This is a genomic window from Pseudomonas sp. NPDC088885 (genome assembly GCF_044750025.1).
In the GTDB taxonomy this organism is placed as follows: domain Bacteria; phylum Pseudomonadota; class Gammaproteobacteria; order Pseudomonadales; family Pseudomonadaceae; genus Aquipseudomonas; species Aquipseudomonas rustica.
In genome coordinates this window covers 72437-86231 of record NZ_JBIVJB010000013.1, presented here as the reverse complement: position 1 = coordinate 86231, position 13795 = coordinate 72437, and the positions used below count along the sequence as shown (strand labels likewise).

The window sequence follows — 13795 nt, the reverse complement described above, 5'->3', positions numbered from 1 at the left end:
TGCGCGCCAGCGCCGCGGAGGAATAATTCATGTCGATCGAAGTGCGTAACGTCAGCAAGAATTTCAATGCGTTCAAGGCGCTGGACAACATCAGCCTGGACATTCACAGCGGTGAACTGGTCGCGCTGCTCGGCCCGTCGGGCTGCGGCAAGACCACCTTGCTGCGGATTATCGCCGGTCTGGAAACCCCGGATAACGGCAATATCGTCTTCCACGGCGAAGACGTTTCCGGTCACGACGTGCGTGATCGCAACGTCGGTTTCGTCTTCCAGCACTACGCCTTGTTCCGCCACATGACCGTGTTCGACAACGTCGCGTTCGGCTTGCGGATGAAACCAAAAAACCAGCGCCCGAGCGAAAGCCAGATCGCGGTCAAGGTTCACGAACTGCTGAACATGGTGCAGCTGGATTGGTTGTCGGATCGTTATCCGGAGCAGTTGTCCGGTGGTCAGCGTCAGCGCATCGCTTTGGCCCGCGCCTTGGCGGTGGAGCCGAAAGTGTTGCTGCTGGATGAGCCGTTCGGCGCCCTCGATGCCAAGGTGCGTAAGGAATTGCGCCGCTGGTTGGCGCGTCTGCACGAAGACATCAACCTGACGTCGGTGTTCGTGACCCACGACCAAGAGGAGGCGATGGAAGTCGCTGACCGTATCGTGGTGATGAACAAAGGCGTGATCGAACAGATCGGTTCACCGGGCGACGTTTACGAAAACCCGGCCAGCGATTTCGTTTATCACTTCCTCGGCGATTCGAACCGCTTGCTGCTGAGCGACGACAATCACGTGCTGTTCCGTCCGCATGAGGTGTCGTTGTCCAGGCATGAGCTGGAGGATCACCATGCGGCAGAGGTGCGCGATATCCGGCCGTTGGGCGCGACCACGCGGGTGACGCTGAAGGTTGAGGGGCAGACGGATTTGATCGAGGCCGAAGTGGTGAAAGACCACGACAGCCTGATCGGCTTGGCCAAGGGTGAAACCCTGTTCTTCAAACCCAAGGTCTGGCAGAAAGTCGCCAGCCTTTAAGTGATCGTTCCCACGCTCTGCGTGGGAACGCATCCCGTGACGCTCCGCGTCACAGTGGACGCGGAGCGTCCATGGCGGCATTCCCACGCATAGCGTGGGAACGATCGGAACAACCAAAATCCCTGTGGGAGCGAGCCTGCTCGCGAATGCGGTCTAGACAGCCGCACGATTCGGTTTAACTCGCACAACCCCCGCCCGCGTCTCGATCTGCTCTTTCAACTCATGCCGCATCCCGAGCATGAACGCCAACTCGGCCACGACAAACAACGGCCCGACAATCAGCCCCGATACATCATCGACAAACGCCGGTTTGCGCCCTTCATAGTGATGCCCGACAAACTGGATCACCCAGCCCACCACAAACATCGCCAGGCCGCTGCTCAGCCAGACCATGGTGCTCTGCTGCGCCAAGACGTGCCCGGCCCAGACCGACAGGCCCATCAGCGCGGTCATCAATACGCCGAGCTTCACTTCCAGTCTCAGGTAAAACCACGCCGAGGCCAGCGCCACGATAACGGCTGGAGATATCCACAAGCCGCCAAGCGACCATTCCGGCCGCGACAACAAAACCGCCACAGCCACCACAATCATCGGAATGCCGATAAAGTGGCTGGCGATGTTGCGCGGATCACGGTGGTAGGCGGCGTATTGACTGAGATGGTCGACGAGGCTTTTCATTGTTGTTCCTCCGGTAGGGTTGATCGCATCATCCCTCGGGATCAGGGTTCGCTCTGTCAGGCAGGCGACAATCCAGGAGTGTTTATGCAAATACGTTCACGGTTGATGAGCGGCCAGTGGTTCAGTCATCTGCCGGCATCCTTTCAGGATAGCCTGCTGGCGGCGGCCCGGGAGCGGCGGCTGACGGCAGGGCAGCGCTTGTTTCAGCGTGGTGACGCGCCTTGCGGTTTGTACGCGGTGCTTGATGGCGCGGTGCGCATCGGTGCGGTGAGTGAGCAGGGTAAGGAGGCGCTGTTGAGTCTGGTCGAGGCGCCGCACTGGTTCGGCGAAATCTGCCTGTTCGATGGCCAGCCGCGTACCCATGACGCCTACGCAGTCGGGCCGTGCACCTTGCTGAATATTCCGCAGGCGACGTTGCTGAAACTGCTCGACGAACATCCGGTGTATTGGCGGCATCTGGCGCTGCTGATGAGCCACAAACTGCGACTGGCCTTTATCAATCTGGAACAACTGAGCCTGCTGCCAGCGCCGGCACGTCTGGCTCATCGCTTGCTGATGATCGCCGAAGGCTACGGCGAACTCGACGCGCCACGCCGGGTGCTGCAACTGCCGCAGGAGCAATTGGCGTCGATGTTGTCGCTGTCGCGGCAGACCACCAACCAGATTCTCAAGGACTTGCAGGGGCAGGGAATTATCGGGCTCGGGTATGGTGAGATCGAAATCCTTGATGCCACGCGATTGCGCGCCCTCGCCACGATCTAGAATTTCACGCCGATCCACTGTTGGAACTGGCCCCTGTGGCGAGGGGATTTATCCCCGCTGGGGCGCGCAGCGGCCCTGAAAAATGGGACTGCTGCGCAGTCCATCGGGGATAAATCCCCTCGCCACAGTTGCCAGTTCCAACAAAGGATCTGTGTTTATTTTACGAGCCGCGATAGGTCGAGAAACCGTACGGGCTCAGCAACAGCGGGATGTGATAGTGCTGATCGGTCTGCTTCACTTCAAAAATCACCGGAATCTCCGGGAAGAACGTGTCGTGCTTGACCTTCTTGAAGTACTCGCCAGTCTTGAACACCACGCGGTATTCCCCCGCCTCAAAAGGCTGCTTGGCCGGGAACAGCTCGGCGATGCGCCCTTGTTCATTGGTGGTGCCCTGAGCCAGCGGCTGCCAGTCCTGACCAACGTGTTTCTCCAAAGTCACGTTGATGCCCGGCGACGGCAGGCCGTTTTCCAGATTGAGCACGTGCACGCTCAACGGGTTGCCAGCGGCGAGCGCCAGGCTTGAGAAAGCACTCAGGCCGAGCGCGGCGAAAGTCATGCGCAAAGTATTCATCGATGCATCTCCTTATTGGGAACGGGTGGTGGCCAGGCCGGTTTTCTCGGCCGCCTTGATTGCACAGTTTTCGTCTTGCTCACCGCCGCCGGAACCGGCCACGCCCATTGCGCCCACTAGTTCAGTGCCGAGGAACAGCGGAATACCGCCGCCGAGCAACAACAATTCGTCGAGGGTGTTGAGGTTGGCGGTTTCCGGATTGCTGCGAGCGCGCTCGGCGAACAGTCGGGTGGCGGTTTTGGTCGACAGCGCGGTGTACGCCTTGCGCTGGCTGGCGGCGGTGTTGTGCGGGCCAACGCCATCGCCGCGCAAGGTCACCAGGAGATTGCCGCCACGGTCGAGCACCGAAACCGTGCCGGTGCAATTGGCCACGGCGGTGTCGGCGAGCAGACGTGCGGTTTTCAGGTCGAGGTCAGCGTGACGCGGCAGTTCCGGGCTGGCGTAAACCCCGGCGCTGAGGCCGAGGGTCAGGCTGGCGAGCAAGAATTTCAGGGTCATGGACAAGCTCCAGAAGCGAAGGCCGTCACCTTAATCGCCGGTCTTCGTCAGAACCTCGTCAGTTGGATTACAAGTTTGTAATGGGCAACGTCGCCGAAGGCGCCTAGCCTGTGTGCCTATCAATCGAGGTGTGCCATGCGTTTGCTGGTCGTAGAAGATGAAGCCAAAACCGCAAATTTCCTCGCCAAAGGCCTGGGCGAGTCGGGTTTTGCCGTGGACGTGGCGCTCAACGGCCTCGATGGGCGCTACTTTATCGAGCAGCAGGAATATGACCTGATCATTCTCGACGTGATGCTGCCCGGCCTCAACGGCTGGCAATTGCTGCAACTGATTCGCCAGCGCGGCGCCACGCCGGTGCTGTTCCTCACCGCCAAGGACGCCATTGAAGACCGTGTGCGCGGCCTCGAACTGGGCGCCGACGATTACTTGCTGAAACCCTTCGCTTTCGCCGAACTGCTCGCGCGCGTGCGCACCTTGCTGCGCCGCGGGCCGATGCGCGAAGCCGAGTCGTACAGCATCGCCGATCTGGAAATCGATGTGCTGCGCCGCCGCGTCAGCCGCAATGGCCAGCGCATCGCCCTGACCAACAAGGAGTTCGCCCTGCTGCAATTGCTCGCCAGTCGCCAGGGCGAAGTGCTGTCGCGCACGCTGATCGCCTCGCAGGTGTGGAACCTGAATTTTGACAGCGACACCAACATGGTCGAAGTCGCCGTGCGGCGTTTGCGTTCGAAAGTCGATGATCCGTACATGCCGAAACTCATCCACACCGTGCGCGGCGTCGGTTATCAACTGGAAGCGCCGGACGATGCGCTCTAAGTCGATCGCCTGGCGACTGGCGCTGGCGTTCGCCATTGTTTGCGCCTTGGTGCTGAGCGCGATTGGCGTGTTTCTCTACCGCTCGCTGGCCTCGGAAATCGCCTACCGCGACGACCTCGCGTTGCTCGGTCGACTGGATCAAGTGCGCGCCTTGCTCGCCGACAGCGACAGCCTGGGGGCTTTGCAGGCTCGACCACGTTTGTATCAGAACATGCTCGGCAATCTCGACAGCCTGTTGCTGGTGCGGCGTGCAGATGGGTCGAGCGTGATCGCGATCAATCCACGGCAACGCGAGTTGCCCGCACTGAACGCCATCCCCCGCGAGCAAACGCCGCAGCGTCCCGATGTGCTGACCTGGCAAGCGCCGGACGGTGCTGAACTGGGGCTGTTATCCGGCGAAGCGCAAGGGCCGAACGGCGAGCCGCTGACGGTCATTGCCGGCAAAGTGCTGAGCGAGCGTGAGCAGATGCTCGGCAGCTATCGCATGCGCTTGTACCTGTCGGTTGGCCTCGGTGCGTTGCTCGCTTTTGCCTTGGGCTTGCTCTTACTGCGCCGAGGCCTGCAACCGTTGCGGCAGTTGAGCGAAGCGGTGCGCGGCATCGATCTGCGTAGCCTTGATCAACGCCTGCCTGCCAATGGCACGCCGGCAGAATTGCTTGAACCGGTGCAGGCGCTCAACGGCATGCTCGCGCGGCTGGACGACAGCGTGCAGCGCCTGTCGCAGTTCTCCGCCGACCTCGCCCACGAAATCCGCACGCCGTTGCACACCTTGCTCGCCAGTAACGGCCAGGCGCTGAATCATCCGCGCAGCACAGAGGAATATCAGGAAGTGCTGGCCTCGAACATGGAAGAGTTCGAACGGCTCAAGCGCATGGCGGAAAACCTGATGTTCCTTGCCCGGGCAGAACAGGCCGAACGCGCGCTGAATCTGCAAATTCTGGATTTGCACAGCGTTGGCGGTGAGCTGTGTGATTATTTTGAAGCCTTGGCGGATGACCGTGACGTGCGGCTCGACAATCAACTGCACGGTGAACTGCTTGCCGATCAGCAACTGTTGCAACGGGCGCTGGGCAATCTGCTGGCCAATGCCGTGCGTCATGCCGATCAAGGATCGGTGATCAGTCTGCGTCGCCGCGACGAGTCGGGTGAGTGCTGGTTGCAAGTGCACAACCTTGGCCCGGCGATTGCGCAGGAACATCTGAGCAAACTGTTCGACCGCTTCTACCGCGTCGATCCTTCACGAGCAGAACCGGGGGATTCGGGTGGGTTGGGGTTGGCGATCGTGCAGTCGATCATGCAGTTGCATGGGGGACAGGTGCGGGTGAGTAGTGATGCTGACGGCACTGTTTTTGAGCTGGGGTTTGTGGTGAGCAAGTGATTCTTTCGTGATCACTGGGAACTAGGCTAATCTTGTTCAGTAAGTGCATCAAATGCGATGCAAATTAAACATATATCTAAATTTGCACCATATTTGATGCAGGAAGCCCTATGGAACAGCTTGGCGAGTTGATCAAAGCCCTGCGCAAGGCGAACAAAATGACCCAGCAGGCACTGGCTCAGCAATACGGAATGAGCCGCGCGACGATTTCGGGGATCGAAAACAACACCATTTCGGAAATCGGCCTACGCAAAGTCGAAGCGATCCTCAACGGGTTTGGCTATGAGCTGACTGCGGTTCTACGTCAGTCTCGTCGACCGACACTCGATACGCTGCAACAGGTTAATTTCCATGACTGAGTTGTCGGATAGATTAAACGTCTGTGTCGGCGGGCAAGCGGTGGGAACGTTGGCGCGCGGGCAAGATAGATTCGACAGCGTCTTCAATTACCGCGAAACAGCCACTGCTGAAAATGCTGTGTCACTGACAATGCCGTCCCGGCTGGAGAGTTATGGTTGGGAGCATGGCATTCATCCGGTTTTCGAGATGAATCTGCCCGAAGGCGCCCTTCGTGATGAGCTGGTTCGGCGTTTCAGCAAAGCAGTTCGCGGCTTCGATGACTTTGCATTGCTGGCCATTGTCGGCCCCTATCAGCTCGGTCGGTTATCCATTGCCAGCCCATCGATGACGGATCGCCCGCCTGAAACGTCGCTGGCCGATCTGCTGGTGCACGATGGTGCGCAAGGCCTGTTCGAGGATCTGTTGCAAACCTATGGCCAGTATTCCGGAGTGTCCGGGGTGCAGCCTAAAGTGCTGGTACGTGACAGTGCGGCTGCGATTGATCGTCTGACGCATCGGGGATCGACCCATTTGGTCAAAGCTTTTCGGGCTGATGAATATCCGCACTTGGCGACCAACGAATACTTCTGCATGCGTGCCGCGCAACACTGCGGGCTAGACGTGCCGAACTTCGAGCTCAGCGAACATGGCAGGTTTCTGGTTATCGAGCGCTTTGATTTGAGCGCTACGGGCTACCTGGGTTTTGAGGACTTCTGCGTGCTCAACGGTTGGCCGTCGAAAGCCAAATACGACGGCTCTTACGAAGGCGCGGCCCGGCAGATCAAAGCGTTTGTTTCGCCTGCATTGCTCAATCTGGCGCTGGAAGCATTTTTCAAGATTGTGGCTTTGTCCGCAGGCGTGAAAAACGGCGACGCTCATCTCAAAAACTTCGGCGTGCTTTACGAAAGCTGCGGCGAGGAATCGACAATCAGACTCGCACCCGCATACGACATCATCACCACATCGGTCTACATAAAGAACGACAGTATGGCGTTGCTCTTGGGTGGCTCGAAGGCTTGGCCCAAGCACAAAATGCTGATGCGGTTCGGTCGTACGGCCTGCAATCTGACGGAGGCGCGTTGCAATGAATTACTGCAGCAAGTCGCTAACGGTATGCAGGTGGCAATGGGCGAAATGGCGGAGTACGGCGCCAGTCATCCGGCGTTCGCCGCGATGGGTGCTGCGATGATCGAACAATGGTCATCCGGTATGGAACGCAGTCTGGCTAAAGGCTGACGATCAGCGCAACCCATCGCGAAACTGCCCCGGCGTCATCCCCGTCCAGCGCTTGAACGCGCGGCTGAAGCTGCTGGTATCAGCGAACCCGAGCAGATAACTGACCTCACTCAACGAACACTGCGGATCGCGCAGGTGCAGCAGCGCCAGATTCTCACGGCTTTCGTTGAGCAACGTGTCAAAGCGACAACCCTCATCCGCCAGATGCCTCTGCAAACTGCGCAAACTCAGGTGCAACGCCTGAGCAATGCGCTCTGCACTTGGCTCACCTTCCGGCAATTGTTCTTCAATGGCATCGCGCACCTTGCGCTCCCAGGTCAGCGGCTGGAGCTGGGCCATGGTGCGTTTGAGCACCGCTTCGTTGTGTTCGGCGAGTTCCGGGTTGGCGTCGTCGAGGTGGCTGTCGAAGTCGGTGAGGGCGAACTCCAGACGATCCTCGGTACTGCCGAAATGCACCGGGGCGCGGAAGACTTTGTGCCATTGCTGCGCATCGTTCGGCTCCGGCCGGCGCAGGTAAACCGCCAGCGGCGCGTAATCGCGGCCAAGGCGATTGCGGCAGGTGCGCACGTAGATCGCGGTAAACGCATCAATGGCTTCGAAGGCTGGCGCCGGATTGCCTGACGGAATTTTCAGACGAAATTGATAGCGGTCGTCGTTGCGGCTCAGCTCCAGTTCCAGCGCATCGCTGACCACCGGGTGATAGCGCACGATGCGCTCGAATACCTCGCGCAAACTGCCGCTGGCGACCAGCGCATAACCGAGCGCATGGAAAGTAGTCGGGCTGACGAACCGCGACACGCGCAAACCAATCGCCGGGTCGCCGCTGACCTGCACGGCAATTTCCCAGAGGCGCGTGGTGCCGGACAGTGGATAGCGCGCGTTGGGGTCGTCCATCAAATTCGGGTCGAGCCCGGCCTGTTGGCACAGGGCAATGCTGTCCAGCCCCAGCGCATCAAGTTGTTTGCGCAAGGCACGGGTCCAGCTGGCGAGGGAGGTCGGTTCCTTCATGCTGATTGGCGCTTCCGGTCAACAGGTTGGCGTTCTCGGCTACCGCAATTGAAGCACTGGCGAGGCACGATGCGAACATCATAAACCCGAGGATGGAAGCATGGACGGTACTTCTGCAAGTCCCCAGCGACACAATGCGGCCCAGCGATCAGCACATATTCGCGAAGTGGTGCTGGCCAAAGGCGTCGAATTGCGCGAGCGCTACCCGATTCTCAAGCATCAGGATGCGCTTGGGGCGGGGATTCTGGCCTTTGCCCTGATCGGGATGATCGGCTCGGCGACGCTGTACATCACCGGCCATATGGCGTGGTGGGCATGCCTGTTGCTCAATGCTTTTTTTGCTTCGCTGACCCATGAGCTGGAACACGACCTGATCCACAGCATGTATTTCCGCAAGCAGCGCGTGCCGCACAATTTGATGATGGGCCTGGTGTGGCTGGCGCGGCCGAGCACGATCAACCCGTGGATTCGTCGGCATCTGCACCTCAATCACCACAAGGTCTCCGGCACTGAAACTGACATGGAGGAGCGCGCGATCACCAACGGCGAGCCGTGGGGTTTTGCGCGTTTGCTGATGGTTGGCGACAACGTGATGTCGGCGTTTATCCGCATGCTGCGAGCCAGGACCTGGGCGCACAAGTTCAGCATCATCAAACGCACGTTGAAGGTCTACGCGCCGCTGGCGCTGGTGCATTGGGGTGCGTGGTATGTGTTTCTCGGTTTCCATGCGGCCAATGGCATCGCGTATCTGCTGGGCGCGCCGATTGAATGGTCAGCGACGACGTTGTCGGTGATGCAGGTGATCGATATCGCCGCTGTGGTGATCATCGGCCCGAATGTTTTGCGTACGTTTTGCCTGCACTTCATCAGCTCGAACATGCATTACTACGGCGATGTTGAACTGGGCAATGTGCTGCAGCAGTGTCAGGTGCTCAACCCTTGGTGGCTGTGGCCGTTGCAGGCGTTCTGCTTCAACTTTGGCAGCAGTCACGGGATTCATCATTTTGTGGTGAAGGAACCGTTTTATATCCGCCAGATGACCGTGCCGGTGGCGCATAAGGTGATGCGCGAGATGGGGGTGAGGTTTAATGATTTTGGGACGTTTGGGCGGGCGAACCGGTTTGTTCGGCGGGATGAGGTGGTGAGTAAAGAAGTGCATACAGCCCAGGCTTGATGGGTTGTTTTTAAAGGCCTCTTCGCGAGCAAGCCCGCTCCCACATTGGATCTGTGATCGACACAAATCCCCTGTGGGAGCGGGCTTGCTCGCGAAGGCGTCAGATCAGCCAGCATCAATCCGGCTGAAACGGCGACTCACTCAAAATCACCCCGGTCTCTTCGACATACTGCTGCCAATGCCCGATCAACGCGCTGAGCTTCTCCGGCTGACTCAGCGCCAGATCATGAATCTCCCCCGGATCGCTGCTCAAATCATAAAGCTGCCAGGTCGCCGGCCCCACTGGCCCGGGGATCCACACCGCTTTCCACGATCCCTGCCGAATCGCCCTTCGCCCAAATAATTCCCAACCCGTCACCGTGTGCTCGTCGTGCACCTGCGCGGTCTCGCCTGACAAGAATCCCAGCCACGATTTGCCACGCAATGGCGCCACCGGTTTACCGTGCCACAGCTTGCCCGGATGACGCACACCGGCAAGATCGAGAATCGTCGGCGTGATGTCCATCACCGTGCCGAAACCATGGCTGATCTGTCCTTTGATCGCCAGCTGCGGATAGTGCAGCAGCGCCGGCACGCGAATCCCGCCTTCGGTGGTAAACGCTTTGAACAGCCGTGACGGCGCGGTCGCCACCTGCGCCCAGTTCGGCCCGTACCAGACGTAAGAGTTGGCCCGACCAATGTTGTCGAGGCTGTTGTCGTAATGCTGGCTGAGGTACGTCACCAGTTCCGGGCCGAATTTCGGGAACGCTTCGAGCAGTGCGCCTTCGGCACCGTTGTCGGACATGAACAGGATGAAGGTGTTGTCGAGTTGGCCCTGCTGGCGCAGGTAATCGACGACCCGGCCAATGTTCCAGTCCATGCGCTCGACCATCGCCGCGTAGACCTCCATCGCCCGCGCGGAAATCTGCTTTTGCTCGTCGCTTAACGCGTCCCACTGTTTGGTCAATTGGATCAGCGGATGCGGCTCGACATCCGGCTCAATCAAGCCGAGGGCTTTGAGTTTTTCCAGCCGTTCAAGGCGCAACACTTCCGGGCCTGCATCGTAGCGGCCACGGTATTTCTCGACGATGTCAGCGGGCGCCTGCAACGGCCAGTGCGGTGCGGAGAATGGCAGGTAAGCGAAGAACGGCCGAGTTTGATCACGTTCCTTGAGGTATTGCAGCAACTTGTCGCCGAAGGCATCGGAGGAATAGAAATCCTTCGGCAATTCTTCGATGAAGGTGTCGTCTTCGATGTACAGCGCCGGGGTCGATTTCAGCAGGCCCGGCGTTTGCTCATCGTAGGTCGGCTCGAAACCATAGTGGTTGGCCGCGCCCGGCAGCAGCGAAAACGAACGCTCGAAACCGCGCGCATGCGGCGCCAGTTCAGCTTTCAAGCCGAGGTGCCATTTGCCGCTCATCAACGTTTGATAACCGGCCTCGCGCAGCAGCTCGGGCAGCGCGACGACGCGGTCGTTGAGGTAACCCTCGTAACCCGGTTTGCCGATCAGATCCGGGGTCAGCGTCTCGGCCATGGTGCCGATGCCGGCGATGTGGTGGTCGGTGCCGGTGAGCAGCATCGAACGGGTCGGCGAGCAGGTCGGTGCGGTATGAAAATCGGTGAGGCGCAGGCCATTATTGGCCAAGGCATCGAGGTGCGGCGTGGCGATTTCGCCGCCGAACGCGCCGATGTCGGAGAAGCCGAGATCGTCGGCCAGAATCACCAAAAAGTTGGGACGTTGCGGCATTGCGAAACTCCTGTTCAGCAGGCAATGAACGTCAGCGGCAGATCGCGGATCTGCACCGGCACGCTCGGTTGGTAATGGTCATCACTGGTCAGTTCGTGCAGCAGCTCTTCACGCAACTGATGGAAGTCGAAACTGCTGCGCTGGCGCGGATGGGGCAGGGCGATGTCGACCACTTGCTTGATCCGCCCCGGACGCGGCTCCAACACCACCACGCGGTCGGCGAGGAAGATCGCTTCTTCAACATCGTGGGTGACGAGGATCGTGGTGATCTTCGCGCGATTGCGGATCGCTAACAGCTCGTCCTGCATCTGCTGGCGGGTCAGCGCGTCGAGGGCGCCAAAGGGTTCGTCGAGCAGCAGAATGCGCGGGCTGGCGACGAGGCCGCGAGCAATCGCCACGCGCTGCGCCATGCCGCCGGAGAGTTGGTGCGGATAGGCGCGGGTGAAGTCGCGCAGGCCGACCAGATCGATGAAATCGTCGATGCGTTTTTGCTTTTGCGCAGCGCTCAAGGGCTCGTTGACCAGGCCGAGGCCGATGTTGTCGGCGACGGTCAGCCACGGGAATAACCGGTGTTCCTGGAAGACAATGCCGCGCTCGCCGCCGATGCCGCTGACGGCTTTGCCATCGACGGTGATCTGCCCGCGAAATTGCGTATCAAGACCCACCAACAATCGCAGCAAGGTGGATTTACCGCAGCCGCTGGAACCGACGATGGCGACGAATTCGCCCTCGGCGATGTCGAGGTTGAATTCGCGAATCGCCTCCAGTTCGAAACCGTCGACGTCGAAGGATTTGCCTACGTGGGTAAAGCTGACAATGGGTGCGTTCATGCGTGTCTCCAGCGGGTCGCGCGAATTTCCAGGCGTTGGCCAATAAGGTTGAGCAGGGCGCCGGTGAGGCCGACGAAGAGCATGCACGCCATGATCAGATCCATGCGCAGCAGTTGTTGCGCGCCGATCATCTGGCTGCCGATGCCGCCGTTGGACGGCATGAAATATTCAGCGCCGATGGTGCCGAGCCAGGCGTAGATCAGGCTCAGGCGCAGACCGGCGAAAATTCCCGGCGCGGCACCGGGGAGCACCAGTCGACGCAGGCGCTGGCCGAGGCTCAGGCGCAGCACTTGTGCGGCTTCGTTGAGTTGCGGCGAAAGGTTGGCGACGCTGCGTTGCGTGGCGATAAACAGCGGAAAAAATGCGGCGAGGGCGACGAACACCCACTTCGCCAGTTCACCCAATCCGAACCACGCGGTGAGCAGCGGCACCCAGGCGAAAATCGCGATCTGGCGCAGCGCGGCGAGTGTCGGGCCGAGCACACGTTCGCTGGTGCGTGACAAGCCCAGCAGCAAGCCGAGGGCCAAACCGAGTCCGCCGCCCAGCAACAAACCGCCGAGGGTGCGACCCAGGCTCAGGGCCATGCCGTTGATCAACGTGCCATCGAGCAGACCGTCCCACGCCGTAATCAGCACGGCCAGCGGGCTCACCAGAATATTCGGATCGACCCACTGTTGATCGTTCGCCAGTTGCCAAAGCGCGAGCAAGCCCAGCGGCAGCAGCCACGGTTGCAAACGCTGCCAGCCTTCATAGCGCGGGCCGCGACGAATTTCCGCAGTGGCCGGGTGCGGCCAGTGCACCAGTTTTTTATCCAGCAGACCGATGCCGCGATCCATCGCCACGCCGATCAAACCGATCACCACGATGCAGACGAAAACGATGTCGAGCATGAACAGCTGGCGCGCCCAGACCATGAGGTAACCGATGCCTTCGCTGGAGGCGAGCAACTCGACTGCGAGCAGCGATGTCCAGCCAGCGGCCAGCGCCAAACGCACGCCGGCCATAAACGCGGGCAGGGCGGCGGGCAGCACCAATCGACGGATCAGCAGGCGCGGTGGCAGTCGCAACACGGCAGCGGCTTCGCGCAGTTTCGGCTGAGCGTCACGCACGCCGACCAGCGTGTGCAAGGTCACCGGGACGACGATGGCTTTTATCAGCACCACCAGTTTCAACACTTCGCCGATGCCGAAAAACACCATGAACAGCGGAATCCACGCCAGCGTCGGCACTTGCGCCAGACCGGCGAAGGTCGGGAAAATCAGACGCTCCAGACGACGGCTGAAACCCAGAGCGGCACCCAGCACTGCACCGGCGGAAATCCCTGCAAGCAAACCCCAGAACAAGCGTTGCAGGCTGATCCACAAATGGCTCCACAGCTCGCCTTGCGACAGCTCGACGGCGCTGTTCCACACCAGCGACGGCGCCGGCAGGATCTGCTCGCTCATCCATTGGTTGCGCGCGGCCAGCCACCATAGAGCGAACAGACTGATGGGCAGCAGCCATGGCAACAGGCGTTGGTTGATGCTGGGCCAGGAGCGTCGGCTTTTCAGCGGTGGCGCTGGCAGCGGCAAACTGAGCAGGGATTGACGGGCCATGGGTGACCTCCGTTGTCGGGTTGCATGGCAAACCACCGCTCTTGTAGGAGCAGAGCTTGCTCGCGAAGGCGTTAAATCAGTCGACTGTTGCGTTGACTGACACGGCCCCTTCGCGAGCAAGCTCGGCTCCTACAAGTTGTGTGGCGTATGCAAAAATGATCTAAC

At 60.0% G+C, this 13795-nt stretch carries 14 protein-coding genes; 7 read left to right on the top strand and 7 right to left on the bottom strand.

Annotated elements, in window-relative coordinates; translation table 11 throughout:
- Nucleotides 1-29 precede the first annotated feature (29 nt).
- Nucleotides 30-1019 (top strand): sulfate/molybdate ABC transporter ATP-binding protein, encoded by a 990-nt coding sequence (locus ACIP1X_RS09320; protein WP_053116472.1) that lies wholly within the window; start codon nt 30-32, stop codon nt 1017-1019.
- A 153-nt stretch (nt 1020-1172) separates the two neighbouring features.
- Here the strand turns inward: ACIP1X_RS09320 and ACIP1X_RS09315 are convergent, their stop codons facing one another.
- Entirely contained in the window at nt 1173-1697 is a 525-nt protein-coding gene (locus ACIP1X_RS09315) for a DUF962 domain-containing protein (protein ID WP_400751349.1), read from the bottom strand.
- A gap of 84 nt (nt 1698-1781) precedes the next feature.
- On the opposite strand from ACIP1X_RS09315, the gene ACIP1X_RS09310 reads away from it, so the two are divergent.
- Nucleotides 1782-2459 carry a Crp/Fnr family transcriptional regulator gene (locus tag ACIP1X_RS09310; protein ID WP_400751347.1) on the top strand — a complete coding sequence of 226 codons (678 nt, stop codon included), beginning with the start codon at nt 1782-1784 and terminating at the stop codon, nt 2457-2459.
- 160 nt (nt 2460-2619) lie between these two features.
- On the opposite strand, the gene uraH is transcribed toward ACIP1X_RS09310, so the two are convergent.
- Nucleotides 2620-3030: a hydroxyisourate hydrolase gene (uraH, locus tag ACIP1X_RS09305; protein ID WP_016987599.1), complete on the bottom strand. Its 411-nt coding sequence runs from the start codon at nt 3028-3030 to the stop codon at nt 2620-2622.
- Between the two features lie 12 nt (nt 3031-3042).
- Entirely contained in the window at nt 3043-3528 is a 486-nt protein-coding gene (locus ACIP1X_RS09300; protein ID WP_400751345.1) for a heme-binding protein, read from the bottom strand.
- Between the two features lie 135 nt (nt 3529-3663).
- Between ACIP1X_RS09300 and ACIP1X_RS09295 the strand changes: the two genes are divergently transcribed.
- The 4 genes from ACIP1X_RS09295 to ACIP1X_RS09280 all read left to right on the top strand — a co-directional run bounded on the left by ACIP1X_RS09295 (nt 3664) and on the right by ACIP1X_RS09280 (nt 7297).
- Nucleotides 3664-4344: a heavy metal response regulator transcription factor gene (locus tag ACIP1X_RS09295; protein ID WP_053116476.1), complete on the top strand. Its 681-nt coding sequence runs from the start codon at nt 3664-3666 to the stop codon at nt 4342-4344.
- Nucleotides 4334-5722: a heavy metal sensor histidine kinase gene (locus ACIP1X_RS09290; protein ID WP_400751343.1), complete on the top strand. Its 1389-nt coding sequence runs from the start codon at nt 4334-4336 to the stop codon at nt 5720-5722. Before ACIP1X_RS09295 ends, ACIP1X_RS09290 begins: the two co-directional genes overlap by 11 nt.
- Nucleotides 5723-5832: 110 nt before the next feature.
- Nucleotides 5833-6081 (top strand): helix-turn-helix domain-containing protein, encoded by a 249-nt coding sequence (locus ACIP1X_RS09285; protein ID WP_159811964.1) that lies wholly within the window; start codon nt 5833-5835, stop codon nt 6079-6081.
- Nucleotides 6074-7297, top strand: a complete 1224-nt coding sequence (locus ACIP1X_RS09280; protein ID WP_400751340.1) for a type II toxin-antitoxin system HipA family toxin — start codon at nt 6074-6076, stop codon at nt 7295-7297. Before ACIP1X_RS09285 ends, ACIP1X_RS09280 begins: the two co-directional genes overlap by 8 nt.
- A 3-nt stretch (nt 7298-7300) precedes the next feature.
- On the opposite strand, the gene ACIP1X_RS09275 is transcribed toward ACIP1X_RS09280, so the two are convergent.
- A complete protein-coding gene (locus ACIP1X_RS09275; protein WP_400751338.1) occupies nt 7301-8305 on the bottom strand; it encodes an AraC family transcriptional regulator in 1005 nt (334 codons plus the stop codon).
- Nucleotides 8306-8405: 100 nt separating this feature from the next.
- Between ACIP1X_RS09275 and ACIP1X_RS09270 the strand changes: the two genes are divergently transcribed.
- Nucleotides 8406-9479 (top strand): fatty acid desaturase, encoded by a 1074-nt coding sequence (locus ACIP1X_RS09270; RefSeq protein WP_400751335.1) that lies wholly within the window; start codon nt 8406-8408, stop codon nt 9477-9479.
- 115 nt (nt 9480-9594) lie between these two features.
- Here the strand turns inward: ACIP1X_RS09270 and ACIP1X_RS09265 are convergent, their stop codons facing one another.
- Genes ACIP1X_RS09265 through ACIP1X_RS09255 form a run of 3 tightly spaced genes read right to left on the bottom strand, consistent with a single transcriptional unit; the run spans nt 9595 to nt 13630 of the window.
- Complete coding sequence (locus ACIP1X_RS09265; protein WP_400751332.1) at nt 9595-11205, bottom strand: arylsulfatase; 1611 nt, start codon at nt 11203-11205, stop codon at nt 9595-9597.
- 14 nt (nt 11206-11219) lie between these two features.
- On the bottom strand, nt 11220-12035 hold the full coding sequence (locus ACIP1X_RS09260) for an ABC transporter ATP-binding protein (protein WP_400751329.1): 816 nt from the start codon (nt 12033-12035) through the stop codon (nt 11220-11222).
- Nucleotides 12032-13630, bottom strand: coding sequence for an ABC transporter permease (locus ACIP1X_RS09255; RefSeq protein WP_053116483.1), 1599 nt, complete (start codon nt 13628-13630; stop codon nt 12032-12034). The genes ACIP1X_RS09260 and ACIP1X_RS09255 overlap by 4 nt, the downstream gene beginning before the upstream one ends.
- Between the last annotated feature and the right edge of the window lie 165 nt (nt 13631-13795).